Source organism: Actinoplanes octamycinicus (genome assembly GCF_014205225.1).
GTDB classification, from domain to species: Bacteria; Actinomycetota; Actinomycetes; order Mycobacteriales; family Micromonosporaceae; genus Actinoplanes; species Actinoplanes octamycinicus.
The window spans coordinates 2,745,397-2,759,223 of sequence record NZ_JACHNB010000001.1 but is presented as its reverse complement, the minus strand read 5'-3'; the positions used below and the strand labels follow the sequence as shown (position 1 = coordinate 2,759,223).

Sequence of the window (13,827 nt, the reverse complement as noted above, 5' to 3'; positions counted from 1 at the left end):
AACGGACCCGACCGTCATGTTACTGGCGCGTAGCGCAGGCCGGGCAGGGGAACTGGTGCTGTGCGGAATATCGCTGCCGGGTTCGGGGTCGTTTCAACAGATCTCCACCCGCTTGAGACTGTTCTAATGGTGTCGCAACCCGGCATGCTCTAACTACGGAGCGAAGCGCTGGCGAGGAGGTCCCGTGGCCAAGGCTGACGAGCCCGACTATCAGGACGAGTTGGCTCGGATCGACGCCTCGATAGCGGCCCTCAAGGTGCAGGACATGGATGCCGCCGCCACCCGCACCAAGATCGCCAGCAAGATCCAGGCCGCCCAGTTCCAGCGCGACATCCTGGCGCACGCGCAGAAGCAGAAAGCCGGCCGGACCCGTCGCCCGGCGACCGGGGACTTCCCGCCGCCGCCCCCGCCGGGCGCCCGGCCGGTCGGCCCGGAGGAGGCGCCCCCGCCGCCCCCGGCCGCCGCGACCCGGGCCCGCCGGCCGGCCGCCGACGGCCCGCGCCGCACCGGGGGTGAGCGCCGCCCGCCCCGGGAGCCGCTGGCCCCGATGGAGCACCCGCCCGAGGCGTCCAGCCAGTCGGTGCAGAACCTCCTGCTCGGCCTGGGCGCGCTGCTGATCGGCGTGGCCGCCGTGGTGTTCGCCGGGGTGGCCTTCTCCAACCCGGTCGCCCGGGCGGTGATCCTGGCCCTGTTCACCGCGATCGCGCTGACCGTGGCGCCCGGGGTGGCCCGCCGCACGCTGACCTCGACCGCCGAGACGATCGCCGCGATCGGCCTGATCCTGCTGCCGATGACGCTGTACACGCTGCACGGCAGCGCGCTGGCCGGCGGCCCGGACGTGGCCACCCCGCTCTATCTGGGGATCACCTTCGCGGTCACGGCGATCGCCAGCTTCGTCTACGCCGGCGCCACCCGCCTGGCCATCCCGCGGTACGCCACGGTGATCGCCACCCAGCCGGTCGCCCCGCTGCTGGCCTATCCGCTGATCGAGAGCCCGGCCGGCTGGGGCATGGCGCTGACCGTGGTGGCCGTCCTCGATCTGCTGCTGCTCACCCGGGTGATCCGGCGTGGCCGGCTGGTGCCGCGCTGGCCGCTGGGCCGGCCGACCGCCGCCGACCGGGTCGCCGAGGCGGAGGCCGAGGCCCGCGTCGAGAGCACCTCCCGGCCGGAGTCGATGCCGGAGGAGCCGGACCTGGTCATCCCGGGTCTGCAGCCGAAACGCCGCCGCTGGACGCCGACCCGGATCTTCCCCGGCCCGCGGCCGGAGGGCGCCGAGCCGGCCGGGTCGGTGCCGCTCGCCCCGCCGGCCGAGCCGCCCTCCGCGGACTGGCTGCGCGAGCTGACCTTCGCCCTGCTCTGCTTCGCCTCGGCGGGCGCCCTGCTCTACTCCTCGGTGGCCCTGCTGAGCGCCCAGGCGGTGCCGGACGCGCTGCGCTCCGGCCTGATCCTGATCGCCGCGGCGAGCACCGTGGTGGCCGCCGCCCAACTGCTCGACCACCCGCTGGCCCGGAACATCGCCGGTGGCGTGCTCACCCTCGCGGTGATCGGCGCCGCGGCCCGGGTCGCCGCGGTGATCGACCCGCGCTGGACGCTGGTGGTCGCGGCCGCCGCGGTGGCGCTCACCGGCGCCGTGGTCGGCCTGCTGCCGGTCACCGTGCGCACCGGCCCGCAGTACGCCTCCACCGCCGCGCTGGCCGTGATCGGCCTGCTGGTGGCGATCGACACGCTGCGCGCCGCGATCGCCCCGGTGGCCGCGGCCCGCCCGATCTGGCACGCCGACACCGCCGACTACGCGCGGACGATGGCCGAGGCGGTCGGCCCGGCCGGCTGGCTGCTGGCGTTCAGCGCACTGCTGGTGACGATCGCGGCGGCACTGGCGCTGCCGACCGGCATCCGGCACGAGGGCGCCGTGATCGGCATCGCGATGACCGCCCTGGCGCTGCCCGTCTCGCTCGGCCTGGCCTGGTCCGAGGCGCCCTGGCCGCTGGTGCTGGCGGCGATCGGGCTGGGCGGGGCCGGTCTCTGGGCGGGCACCCACCGGATCGCGATCACGCACGTCGCCGCGGCCGGCGTGGTCGGCCTGTTCGGGGCCGGTGCCGCGCTCTCCGCCACCTGGCTGACCGCCGCGGTGCTGACCGCCCTGGCCGGCGCCGGCGTGATGGTGACCATCGCGGCCCGGGCGATCCCGGTCCGGTTGTTCGCCTGGGTGGTCGGCGACTGGGCGTCCGGCGCGGCCGCGCTGGCCATCCCGGGCGCCGCGGTGACCGCGGCGCTGGCCATCTCGGACACCGGACAGGGTCCGCCGCCCACCGCCGCGGCCACCGTCCCGGCGCTGGCCGCCGGCTTCCTCGCGGTGGCCGGCACGCTCAGCTACGCCGCGGTGTTCCAGGTGGCCCGCCGGGAGATCAGCTTCCCGCTGACCGTCGGCACCGGGGTGGGCGCGGTCGCGATGGCGGTGGCCGCCCTGTTCGCGCCCGGCCGCACCATCCCCGACGTGTGCGTGGGCGCGCTGCTGCTCGGCGCGGCGCTGCTGCTGTTCCTGGCCAAGACGATCGACAACCGCGGCCGGACCGACCGGGACCTGGACGGCCCGGACCTGGCCGCCGCGGCCGCCACCGTGGCGATCTGCGGCGCGCTGGCCCGGGTGGCCGCGCTCGCCTTCCCGACCGCGCCGCTGGCCGTGGCCGGCGTGGTGGTGCTGCTGGTCGGCATGGGCGTGACCGTGCTGATGGACGACTGGAAACGCGGGCCGTCCCGCGGCCTGGCGATCGCCGCCCTGGTGGTCGCCGGGCTGGCCGGCTGGCAGGCGATCGGCGGCAGCCTGCGGATCCTCTCCGCGCCCGGCCCGCTGTGGCAGTTCGACGTCGACAGCTTCGTCACCGATCCGCCGGCGGGCGCCTGGCAGGCCCCGTTCGCGCTGGTCATGGTCGCCATCACGGCCGCCATCGGGCTGCCCAAGCCGTGGTCGCACTACGCCTCCGGGGTGTGCGCCGCGCTGGCCGCGATGGGCGCGCCCTGGGCCCTCGGGCTGCCCTGGTGGTCCCCGTTGCTGATCGGCGCCGCGGTCGCCACGGCGTACGCGATGGCCGCCCTGGCCACCACCGACCCGCGCGCCGCCCGGGCCCGGGCCACGGTGGCCGGGGTGGTCCTGCTGCACGCCGCCACGGTCGGCCTGGCCCGCCCCTGGTCGACCGGGATGGCGCTGCTCACCGTGGTGCTGCTCGGCGCGCTGGTCGCGGTGACCGCCCGGCTGCCGCAGGCGTCCGACGCGGAGCACGGCCTGCTGCCCGCCCACCGGGCGCAGATCGGCGGCGCCGCCACCGGGGCCGTGCTGCTCGCCCTGCCCGGGGTGTTCGCCGCCTTCGCCGCCGAGCAGGGCCACGACGCCCAGGTGGTGCTGACCGCCGCGCTGGCCGGGTCGAGCCTCGGCCTGGCGCTGCTCGCCATGTTCGGCCGGGACATCCCGCAGTACCTGCCTTGGTCCACCATCGGGCTGGTCCTCGGCGCGACGGTGACCGCGCTGGTCTCGGTCGGGACGGAGTTCCCGACCGCGCTCTACGCCGCCGCCGCCGCCCTGCTCGGCGTGCTCGCCGAAATGCTGCGCGGCGCGGTCCCGCTGCCGGTCCGGCCGGCCGTGGTCGACGAGTTCCCGGCCGGCGACATCCGCTACCACCGGGCCCGCCGGCTCCGTGGCGGCGGCCTGTTCCAGCGCTGGCGGCAGGACCCGGCGACCGGCGCGGTGATGCTCGCCCTGCTGCCCACCGTGCTGGCGCTCTTCTCACTGGCCCCGGCCCTGCGCGCGGCGCTGCTCGACCCGATGAGGCAGCTCGGCGCGATCTGGCAGGGCCCGGTCCCGGAGCTGGTCAGCCCGGCCGCCGGCAACGTCGACGGGACCAGCGCGCTGGCCGCGGTGCTGCTCACCGGGGCGGCCGCGCTGGCCGCGCTCGGCTTCGGCGGCCGCCCGGCGGAGACCGTCCCGGTGATCCTGCCCGGCGTGGCGCTCACCCTGCTGATCACCCCGATCGCGCTGCACGCCGGGTTCCCGGCGGCGACCGGCGCGGCGCTGGTCGTCTTCACCATCTCGATGCTCGGCCTGGCGCTCACCCTGCCACCGGGCGCCAGCCGCGCGTCGCTGCTACGCGGCACCCGCACCGTGGTCTTCGCGATCGGCCTGCTGGCCGGCGGCGCCGGGCTGGCCGGCAGCCTGGCCCGGGAGGACCTGACGCTGTTCACCCTGGGCAGCGCGGTCGGCGTCGGCCTGGTCGCCGCGGTCGCCGGGCGCACCTCGACCGCCCGCCTGCTGGGCTGGCTGTTCGCCGCGCTGATGGGCCAGATGTTCGTGCTGGCCACGGCGATGTCGCTGGGCCTGGACCGGCACTGGGCGGCGTTCGGGGTGCTCGCCGTGGGCGCCGGGCTGCTTGCCCTGGAGTCGCTGCTCCCCCGGCTCGGCCTGGCGCAGTACCGCGCCGAGGCGGTCACCGTGGAGTGGAGCGGTTACGCCTCGGCGGCCATCGCCGGCGCGCTGGCCTTCGACTCGCCGGCCCACCTGGCCGCGCTGCTGGCCGCCTGGGGCGCGGTGCTCGGCCTGACCGCGTCCCGCCCGGACCGCACGCCCAGCCAGCGCCGCCTGATGTTCTGGCTGGCAGTCGGCTTCGAGATCGTCGGCTGGTGGCTGTTCATCGCGCTGGCCGAGGTGGCCCTGCCGGAGGCCTACACGCTGCCGTTCGCGGCGCTGGCCCTGGCGGTCGGCGTCGTCGAGGCGCACCACCGCCCGGAGCTGAGCAGCTGGGCGGCGTACGGCCCGGCCCTGCTCGCCGCGTTCGTCCCGACCATCGGCATCGTGCTGGCCGGCGGCGACCAGGACGGCCGTGCCCTGATGCTGCTGCTCGGCGGCGTGGCCACGCTGATCATCGGCTCGCGCACCCGGCAGCAGGCCCCGGTGGTGATCGGCACGCTCGCCACCGTGGTCGCCGCGCTGAAGTTCGTCTTCAGCCTGGGCGGCCCCTGGGTCACCCTGGTCCCGGTCGGCGTGATCCTGATCTTCCTGGGCGCGACGAGCGAGAGCCGCCGCCGCACCCAGGAGCTCCGCACCCGCGTCTCACAGATGCGCTGACCGGCCCGGCCCGGCCCGGCCCGGCGCTGGCGAGCGATGCGCTGACCGGCCGGGTCCGGGGCCGAAGCCGGCGAGCGATGCGCTGACCGGCCCGGCGCCGGCTCAGGGTGCCCGCGATCCGCGGGCCCGCTCCTGCTCCAGCACCGCCTCCAGGTCGGCGAGGCGGCGCAGGCCCTGCAGCGGCCGGCGCAGCCGATGGTTGCCGGCCAGCTCCGGCTCGTGCCGGGCCAGGAAGTTCCAGTACCCGGCGGTGTACGGGCAGGCGTCCGCGCCCACCCGGACCTTCGGGTCGTACCGGCACCCGCCGCAGTAGTCGCTCATCCGGTGCAGGTAGGCGCCACCGGCGGCGTACGGCTTCGTGCTCATCCGGCCGCCGTCGGCGTACTGGCTCATCCCGACCACGTTCGCCGTCATCACCCACTCGTACCCGTCGACGAAGCTGCGGTGGAACCAGTCGGCGACCGCCCCGGGCCGCCAGCCGCGCTGCATCGCGTAGTTGCCGAGCACCATCAGCCGCGGGATGTGGTGGACCCAGCCGCGGTCCCGGACCCCGGCCAGCACGTCGGCCAGGCAGCGCGCCCGCACCGCGTCGGCGTTCAGCTCGGCGAACCCTGTCGGCAGCTGCCCGCGGGCGTTCAGCTCGTTCGCCGCCCGGTACTCCGGCTCGAAATACCAGTAGAGGTGCCAGACGAAGTCGCGCCAGCCGAGAATCTGCCGGATGAACCCTTCGGCGCTGGCCAGCGGCACGTCGCCGGCCCGGTAGGCGCCCTCGGCGGCGTCGATCACCTCGACCGGGTCGAGCAGGCCCAGGTTGATCGCCGGGCTGAGCATGCTGTGCGCCATCCGGGGGTCACCGGCCAGCATCGCGTCCTCGTACGGCCCGAACGCCGGCAGCCGGTGCTCGACGAAGTGCCGCAGCCGGGCCAGCGCCTCCGCCCGGGTCGCCGGGAACAGCCGCGGACCGTCCCGGCCGACGAAGGTGATCCCGTCGTCCCGCGCCCACCGGTCCAGATCCGCCCGGACCTGCTCGTCGATCTCGTCCTCGACGATCGCCGGCGGCGCCGGGACGCCCAGCCGCCCGGCACCGCGCGGCGGCGGCTCCCGGTTCTCCTCGTCCAGGTTCCACCGGCCGCCGGCCGGCTCGCCGCCGTCCATCAGCACCTCGTGGTGCCGCCGGGCGAACCGGTAGAAGTCCTCCAGCCGCAGATGGTCCCGCTCACCCGCCCAGCGCACGAAGTCCGGCGGGGCGGTGACGAAGCCGCGCGGCGGCAGCATCTCGACGTCCGGCAACCGCCGGACCAGACCGCGGGCGGCCCGGGAGGTGGGATGGCACACGGTGAGCGGTTCGGTCACCGCTTCGGCGTACGTCTCCGCACGCACCAGCCGCACGTCGCCGTCCCGGGCCCGGTGCCGCAGCGCGGAGAGCACCAGGTGGGCCTTCTGCCGGTGGAAGGCCCGGCGCCGGAACACCGCCTTGGACTCGATCAGCAGCACCGGCTGATCGGGCGCGTCCAGGAAGTGCGGCCCGAGCTGATCGGCGAACAGCCAGCGACGTCTCACCGCCACCATGCTGCCGGATCGGCGGCCTAACCGAGCAGTTTGTCGCGGAGCGCGGCGTCCTTCTCGGCGACCAGTTTCTCCAGCCCGGCCTGGAAGTCGACCATCTTCTGCCGCAGCCCCGCGTCGGACGCCCCGAGGATCCGGACCGCGAGCAGCCCGGCGTTCCGCGCGCCGCCGATCGACACGGTGGCCACCGGCACCCCGGCCGGCATCTGCACGATCGACAGCAGCGAGTCCATCCCGTCCAGGTGCTTCAGCGGCACCGGGACGCCGATCACCGGCAGCGGGGTGAGCGCCGCGACCATGCCGGGCAGGTGCGCCGCGCCGCCGGCCCCGGCGATGATCGCCTTGATCCCGCGCCCGGCCGCCGACTCGGCGTAGTCCACCATCTTGCGCACCGTCCGGTGTGCGGAGACCACACCGACCTCGAACGGCACCTCGAACTCGGCCAGCGCCAGCGCGGCCGCCTCCATGGTCGGCCAGTCCGAGTCGCTGCCCATGATGATGCCGACGGAGGGAGCCATCACTTGCCTTCCTGAAGCCACTGGGCGGCCCGCGCGGCCCGCGCGCGCACCGATGCCAAGTCGTCGCCGAGCACCGTGACGTGCCCGATCTTGCGGCCCGGGCGGACCTGCTTGCCGTAAAGGTGCACCCGGGCGTCCGGGACCTCGGCGAACAGGTGGTGCAGCCGCTCGTCGATCGAGATGCCGCCCGGCTCGCCACCCAGCACGTTCGCCATCACGACGACCGGGGCGGTCAGCGCGGTGGCGCCCATCGGGTAGTCCAGGACGGCCCGCAGGTGCTGCTCGAACTGCGAGGTCCGGGCCCCCTCGATGGTCCAGTGCCCGGAGTTGTGCGGGCGCATGGCCAGCTCGTTCACCACGATGCCGGCGTCGGTCTCGAACAGCTCGACGGCCAGCAGGCCGACCACCCCCAGCTCGGTGGCCAGGTCGATGGCGAGCTGCTGGGCCTCCAGCGCGAGCTCCTCGGGCAGGTCCGGCGCCGGGGCGATCACCTCGACGCAGATCCCGTCCCGCTGCACGGTCTCCACCACCGGGTAGGCCGCGACCTGCCCGAACGGCGACCGCGCGACGAGCGCCGCGAGCTCCCGGCGGAGCGGCACCCGCTCCTCGACGATCAGCGGGATGCCGGTCGACACCAGGTCCTCGGCGGCCTCCCGGGAGCCGACCATCCAGACACCGCGGCCGTCGTAGCCGCCGCGGGTGGCCTTGGCCACCACCGGCCAGGAGCCGCCGGCGAACGCCTCGATCTCCTCGGCGGTGCTGACCCGGGCCCATCGCGGCACCGGCGCGCCGAGCGCGGCCAGCCGTTCCCGCATCATGCCCTTGTCCTGGGCGAAGACCAGCGCGGCCGAGCCGGGGAAGATCTTCACACCCTCGGCCTCGAGCGCCTGGATGTGCTCCGTCGGCACATGCTCATGATCGAACGTGACCGCGTCGCACCCCTTGGCGAACTCACGCAGCGCCGCAAGATCGGTATGCGTGCCGATCGGCACGTCCGCGGCGACCAGCGCGGCGGAGTCGTCAGGCTTCTCACTGAGCACACGCAGTGACTGACCGAGAGAAATCGCGGCCTGGTGGGTCATCCGGGCGAGCTGCCCGCCCCCCACCATGCCGACCACAGGCAGACCGGTTCGGGTATCCATCGCCCGCCCAGCCTAGCGACGCGATCCCGACCTCCGGAAATCAACCCGGCGCCCGTCCCACTTCCGGCCACCACCCCAAGATCAAAACCTTTTCCAGTACGACCGGAGCGCCGCCCGCCAGGCACCGGACGACCCCGTTCGATGCAGGACATCGGCAGATGCGGTCACTAGCATGGCGGTATGAGCGCAGAGGCATTCGCGAAGTCCTTGCCACCTGTCATCACGCTCGAAAACCTCACCGCGCTGATCGAGGGTGATGAATTCGGTCATCGGTTCGAACTGAGTACCGAGGGAGCGGTCACCATCACGCCGCCGCCCGACGCGGAGCACGCCGGAATCGCCAGCGACCTGTTCGCATGGCTCCTCGCCGCCGGTTGGCCGCCGCGGCAGATCCTGCAAGCCGTGGGCATCCGCATTTCACTGCCGGAGGGCGACGGTGGTCGCATACCGGATCTGACTCTCTGGACAGAGCCTCCGCAGGGAGTCTGGCCGGAGACAACCCGCCTGGTACTAGCCATCGAGATCGTCTCGCCCAGTTCCCGGACCACCGATCGGGAGCACAAGGTCAAGGAATATGCTCGCGCCGGCATCCCCCACTACTGGGTGGTCGACCGCGACCCGGCGAACACGGTGACCCTTTATCGCAGCAACGGGAGCGACGACTACGAGACGGCGGCCAAGCTGCCCCTCGCCTGGCTGTTGCAGTCCTCCCCGGGAGACCACCTGCCGTCGGCGAACTGACCCTCGTCAGCGCTGGAAGCCGGCGATCAGGTCCGCGGCCGAGGTGACCGGGCGGTCGCAGACGAAACCGCGGCAGACATACGCCGTCGGTTTGCCGTCGATCATCGGACGGTCGGCCAGCAGCGGAACCCCCGGCAGGTCCGGGGCGCCGGCCACGATCACCGTGCCGGCGGGCGCCTCCCGATAGGCCTCGGTGACCAGCGGATCCGTCAGATCGGCGGTGGCGATCGCGATCTCGTACGGCCCGGCCAGCGCCGCCTCGGCCACCATCGCCGAGTAGCCGGCGAACCGCGGGTGCCCGCCGATCAGCGGGCCGACCGTGGCCAGCGCCGCGTCCGCCGCCTCCCGGTACGCCGTCTCGCCGGTCAGCGCCGCGTAGCCGACCAGCGCCGCGCAGACCGAGGCCAGCCCGGACGGCGTGGCGTTGTCGGTCGGGTCGGCCGGGCGGGTGAGCAGCTTCTCGGCGTCGTCCGCGGTGTCGTAGAAGCCGCCGGACGGCGTACCGAAATGGGCCAGAGCGACATCTAGCAACCCGCCCGCCAACCGCAACCAGCGCGGATCCGCCGTGATCTGATGCACGGCCAGGAACCCCTCGGCGACGCACCCGTAGTCGTCCAGCACCCCGACCGGCTCGCCGACCCGGCCGTCCCGGGACACCCGCCGCAGCCGGCCGTCCACCAGGTGCCGGTCGGCCAGCACCTCGGCGAGCGCGACCGCCGCGGCGTGCGAGTCCGCCGAGCCGGTCAGCACCGCGTGCTCGGCCAGCGCGGTGATCGCCAGCCCGTTCCAGGAGGCGACCACCTTGTCGTCGCGGGCCGGTTGCGGGCGCTGCGCGCGGGCCGCGAGCAACCGGGCCCGGACGTCCTGCCAGCGGCTGACGATCGCCGGATCGGCCGCGTCGATGTCGCGGGCCAGCACCAGCACGCTCCTGCCGTGCTCGAAGGTGCCGTCCGGGGTGACCCGGAAGAGGTCGGCGGCCCAGGCCCCGTCGTCGTCGCCGAGCACCTCGGCCAGCTGGGCCGGGGTCCACGCGTAGGTCAGGCCCTCCACCCCGTCGGTGTCCGCGTCCAGCGCCGACGCCAGCCCACCGGCCGGCGTGCCCAGGTCGCGCAGCAGGAACGCGGCGGTCTCGTCGGCCACCCGCCGGGCCAGCACGTCCCCGGTCAGCCGCCAGAGCTGGGTGTAGACCCGCAGCAGCAGCGCGTTGTCGTAGAGCATCTTCTCGAAGTGCGGCACGGTCCAGTGCGCGTCCACCGCGTAGCGCGCGAAACCACCGGCCAGCTGGTCGTAGATGCCGCCGCGGGCCATCTGCTCGCCGGCGTGCCGGGCCAGCTCCAGGGCCTCGGCCGAGCCGGTCCGCTCATGGTGGCGCAGCAGGAAGAGCAGGTTCATGTGCGGCGGGAACTTGGGCGCGCCGCCGAACCCGCCGTAGGCCTGGTCGTGCTCCTTGGCCAGTCCCTCGGCGGCCGCGGCCAGCAGCTCCGCCGAGATCGGCGCGGTCGGGCCGCCGACCAGCTGGGCGCCGCCGACCGCCTCGACCACCGCGGCGCCCTGCTTGACCACGTCGTCGCGCTGCTCCCGCCAGGCCGTGCTGACCGAGGTGAGCAGCCGGGTGAAGTGCTGTTTCGGGAAGTAGGTGCCGCAGAAGAACGGGTCCCCGCCGGGCGTGGCGAACACCGTCATCGGCCAGCCGCCCTGCCCGGTCATCGCCTGGGTGGCGGTCATGTAGACGGCGTCCACGTCGGGCCGCTCCTCGCGATCCACCTTGATCGCCACGAAACCCTCGTTGAGCTGCGCAGCGACCGCCTCGTCCGCGAAGGACTCGTGCGCCATCACGTGACACCAGTGGCAGGCGGCATAACCCACCGAGATCAGCACCGGCACGTCGCGCCGGCGGGCCTCCTCGAACGCCTCGTCACACCACGGCCACCAGTCGACCGGGTTGTCCCGGTGCTGCAGCAGGTAGGGCGAAGTGGCGTCGGCGAGACGGTTGGCCATGTCCCCACCCTCTCACGCCGGGTGGACGGCGACGATCACGAAGCGCCGTCGGCGCGCAGCGGGGTGATCGTGGCGGAGGAGGATCCGCGCAGCTGGGACAGCGCCTGCACGATCTTGTCGGCGGGCATCGGCTTGCAGAAGTGGTAGCCCTGGGCGGACGGGCAGCCGAGCGCGATCAGCGCGGCCCGCTGCTCGATCGTCTCGATCCCCTCGGCCACCACCCGGACCCCGAGCCGGGCGCCCAGCTCGACCGCGCCGCGCACCACCGCGCCGGCAGCCGGGGAGTCGATCATCTCGTCCACGAACGACCGGTCGATCTTGATCTCGTCGACCGGCATCCGGGTGACCGAGGCCAGCGAGGAGAACCCGGTGCCGAAGTCGTCCAGCGAGACCTGCACCCCGCCGGCCCGCAGCCGGGCCAGCACCTCGTCGACGATCTCCTGCTCGCTGACCGCCACCGACTCGGTGATCTCCAGGACCAGCCGGGACGCCGGCGTCCGGTGCCGCCGCAGCGCCTCGGTGACTTGGGCCGGGAAGGTCGGGTCGGTCAGGCTGCGAGCCGACACGTTGACCGAGACCGGCACGTCGATGCCGTGCGCGGTCCAGTCCGCGGCGGCGGCCAGGGCCAGGTCGAGCACCCGGCGGGTGAACGGGATGAGCAGCTCGCTGCGCTCCACCGCGGGCAGGAACTCGGCCGGCGAGAGCTGGCCGCGCCGCGGGTGCCGCCAGCGGACCAGCGCCTCACAGCCGGTCGGCTCGGCGGTGATCAGGTCGACCGCGGGCTGCAGGTGCAGCATGATCTGGTCGTCGGCGGCGAACGCGTCCTGCAGCTCGGCGAGCAGCGCCAGCCGGTCGGTGCTGCTGGCGTCCTGCCCGGCGTCGTAGGTGCCGACGGTCAGGCCCTGCTCCTTGGCCCGGCGGGCGGCCAGCTCGGCGCGCCGCAGCAGCTCACCGACCTCGACCTGGCCGGCCGGGGCGACCACCGCGCCGACCGTGACCTCGACGGCCAGCCGCACCCCGGCCACCCGCATCGGCAGCCGCAGCTGCTCGACCAGCTCCCGGGCCCGGCGCAGGGCCTGGGACAGCGAGTGCGGCGCCGCGGACGCGCCGGCCAGCGCGGTCAGCCCGGGCAGCAGCAGCGCGAACTCGTCGTCGCCGGTGCGCGCCACCAGCTCGCCGGGCCGGGCCTGCTCGACCAGCCGCTCGGCGATCAGCCGGAGCACCTCGTCGCCGCCGCGGTGCCCGAGCGTGCTGTTCACCTCGCGGAAGTCGACCACGTCGAGCAGCAGCAGGGCGGCCGGCCGGCCGCGCTCGCCGCCGCGCAGTGCCGCGTCCCCGTCGCTGACCAGCGCGGACCGGTTGATCAGACCGGTCAGCGGGTCGTGCACCCGGTCGTGCGCGACCCGGGCGTCCAGCTCGGCGATCCGCTGGTGGGCGGCCGCGTCGCGGAGCGCCCCGGCCAGCGCCTCCCCGTAGGCGGTGAGGGCGGCCTCGTCATGCCGCACCGGCAGGGCCGGCTCGCCGAGCCAGACGGTCAGCTCGCCGACCGGCCGCCCGGCCACCGCCATGCTCCGGGTCACCGCCGGGCCGGAACGCGCCGCGTCCGGGCTCTCCCCCGGCCCGTCCTGGGTGTATTTCCGGTTGCCGTGCTCGGAGAGCAGCTCCAGCTGCACCCGGCGGGCGCCGAAGACGTCCAGCGCGCCGCGCAGCCCGGCCCGGGCCACCTCGGCCTCGCTGACCCCGGGCAGCCGCGCGGTGGCCGCGGCGAACGCCTCCCACATCCGGCGCTCCTCGGCGGCCCGCAGGTGGAAGCGGTAGGTGCGGTGCAGCAGCCAGAGCACCGGGCCGAAGGCGAGCAGCCAGAGCGGCTCACGGACCAGCGCGTAGACCGCGGCCAGGCCGACGATCACGTTCCCCGCCGACATCGGCGCCTTGGCGTAGAGCACCTTGGCGGCGACCTGGGCCGGCGGGACGTCCCGCTGCAGGGTGAGGGTGAGCACCACCAGACCGAAGGTGATCAGCAGGTAGGTGCCCGCGCCGGCGACCAGGGCCAGCGCCAACCGGCCGCTGCGCACCCCGGCGTCACCGGCCAGCAGCGAGGTGACCAGGGCGGCCGCCGAGACCCCGAGCGTCATCGAGGCGACCAGATGGACCACCTCGGCCGGGTTGCGCACCCCGATCAGCCAGGCCAGCAGCAGCCAGGCGGCGCCGACCCCGGCCAGCGTGGCGGTCGGCAGCCAGCCGGCCGGGCAGATCACCAGGCCGACCACCACGGCCGCCTCGGCCCAGCTCACCGAGACCGCGTCCGGACCGAGCCGGAAGCGCAGGCCGGCCAGCTGCGCGATGGCGGCCAGCACGGCGGCCACGCACACGCCGTCGACCGGCGACAGCGGACTGCCGGGCGGCAGGTGCGGGGTCTGCAGGGCGCCCAGGAAGACCGCCGCGACGGCGGCGACGACCAGGGTGACGGTCAGGACGCGGACCGGCTGGGAGCGCCCGGCCAGGGCGGTCCACGCGCGACGGTACGGTGCGGAGGGACCGCTCATGATCGGGCCCGGCGGGACGGCACGGGAAAATGCACGTGCAGATGGCCCGGGGAGACTCGGCGCCGGAGTGCACTCATCTCGGCGCCCCCTTCCGCGCAGGGTCCCGGGAGCCGTATGGCCCCCGGCGGAAGGCTAAATCAATCCCGATGAACGCAACAGGGCTTGACGGCGGCGGACCACCGCCACTCGTCGCCCACCGCGAA

At 74.7% G+C, this 13,827-nt stretch carries 7 protein-coding genes; 2 read left to right on the top strand and 5 right to left on the bottom strand.

What is annotated here, in order from left to right; all coding sequences use genetic code 11:
* Positions 1 to 184 precede the first annotated feature (184 nt).
* Positions 185 to 5,113, top strand: coding sequence for an SCO7613 C-terminal domain-containing membrane protein (locus BJY16_RS12475; RefSeq protein WP_185039620.1), 4,929 nt, complete (start codon positions 185 to 187; stop codon positions 5,111 to 5,113).
* 102 nt (positions 5,114 to 5,215) lie between these two features.
* Here the strand turns inward: BJY16_RS12475 and BJY16_RS12470 are convergent, their stop codons facing one another.
* From BJY16_RS12470 to BJY16_RS12460, 3 genes are read right to left on the bottom strand one after another with little or no spacing between them, the layout of a single operon-like run.
* A complete protein-coding gene (locus tag BJY16_RS12470; protein ID WP_203759100.1) occupies positions 5,216 to 6,673 on the bottom strand; it encodes a cryptochrome/photolyase family protein in 1,458 nt (485 codons plus the stop codon).
* Positions 6,674 to 6,699: 26 nt separating this feature from the next.
* A complete protein-coding gene (purE, locus tag BJY16_RS12465; RefSeq protein WP_185039618.1) occupies positions 6,700 to 7,197 on the bottom strand; it encodes a 5-(carboxyamino)imidazole ribonucleotide mutase in 498 nt (165 codons plus the stop codon).
* Positions 7,197 to 8,339 carry a 5-(carboxyamino)imidazole ribonucleotide synthase gene (locus BJY16_RS12460; protein WP_185039617.1) on the bottom strand — a complete coding sequence of 381 codons (1,143 nt, stop codon included), beginning with the start codon at positions 8,337 to 8,339 and terminating at the stop codon, positions 7,197 to 7,199. Before BJY16_RS12460 ends, purE begins: the two co-directional genes overlap by 1 nt.
* Before the next feature lie 180 nt (positions 8,340 to 8,519).
* Between BJY16_RS12460 and BJY16_RS12455 the strand changes: the two genes are divergently transcribed.
* On the top strand, positions 8,520 to 9,080 hold the full coding sequence (locus BJY16_RS12455; protein WP_185039616.1) for a Uma2 family endonuclease: 561 nt from the start codon (positions 8,520 to 8,522) through the stop codon (positions 9,078 to 9,080).
* Between the two features lie 6 nt (positions 9,081 to 9,086).
* Here BJY16_RS12455 and BJY16_RS12450 read toward each other — a convergent pair whose 3' ends face one another.
* Entirely contained in the window at positions 9,087 to 11,078 is a 1,992-nt protein-coding gene (locus BJY16_RS12450; protein WP_185039615.1) for a thioredoxin domain-containing protein, read from the bottom strand.
* Between the two features lie 35 nt (positions 11,079 to 11,113).
* Entirely contained in the window at positions 11,114 to 13,624 is a 2,511-nt protein-coding gene (locus BJY16_RS12445; protein ID WP_185039614.1) for a putative bifunctional diguanylate cyclase/phosphodiesterase, read from the bottom strand.
* Between the last annotated feature and the right edge of the window lie 203 nt (positions 13,625 to 13,827).

Bases quoted from the DNA above. Each gene is read 5' to 3' on its own strand.
- BJY16_RS12445 (WP_185039614.1), bottom strand. From the start codon at position 13,624: ATGAGCGGTCCCTCCGCACCGTACCGTCGCGCGTGGACCGCCCTGGCC.
- BJY16_RS12455 (WP_185039616.1), top strand. From the start codon at position 8,520: ATGAGCGCAGAGGCATTCGCGAAGTCCTTGCCACCTGTCATCACGCTC.
- BJY16_RS12460 (WP_185039617.1), bottom strand. From the start codon at position 8,339: ATGGATACCCGAACCGGTCTGCCTGTGGTCGGCATGGTGGGGGGCGGG.
- BJY16_RS12450 (WP_185039615.1), bottom strand. From the start codon at position 11,078: ATGGCCAACCGTCTCGCCGACGCCACTTCGCCCTACCTGCTGCAGCAC.
- purE (WP_185039618.1), bottom strand. From the start codon at position 7,197: ATGGCTCCCTCCGTCGGCATCATCATGGGCAGCGACTCGGACTGGCCG.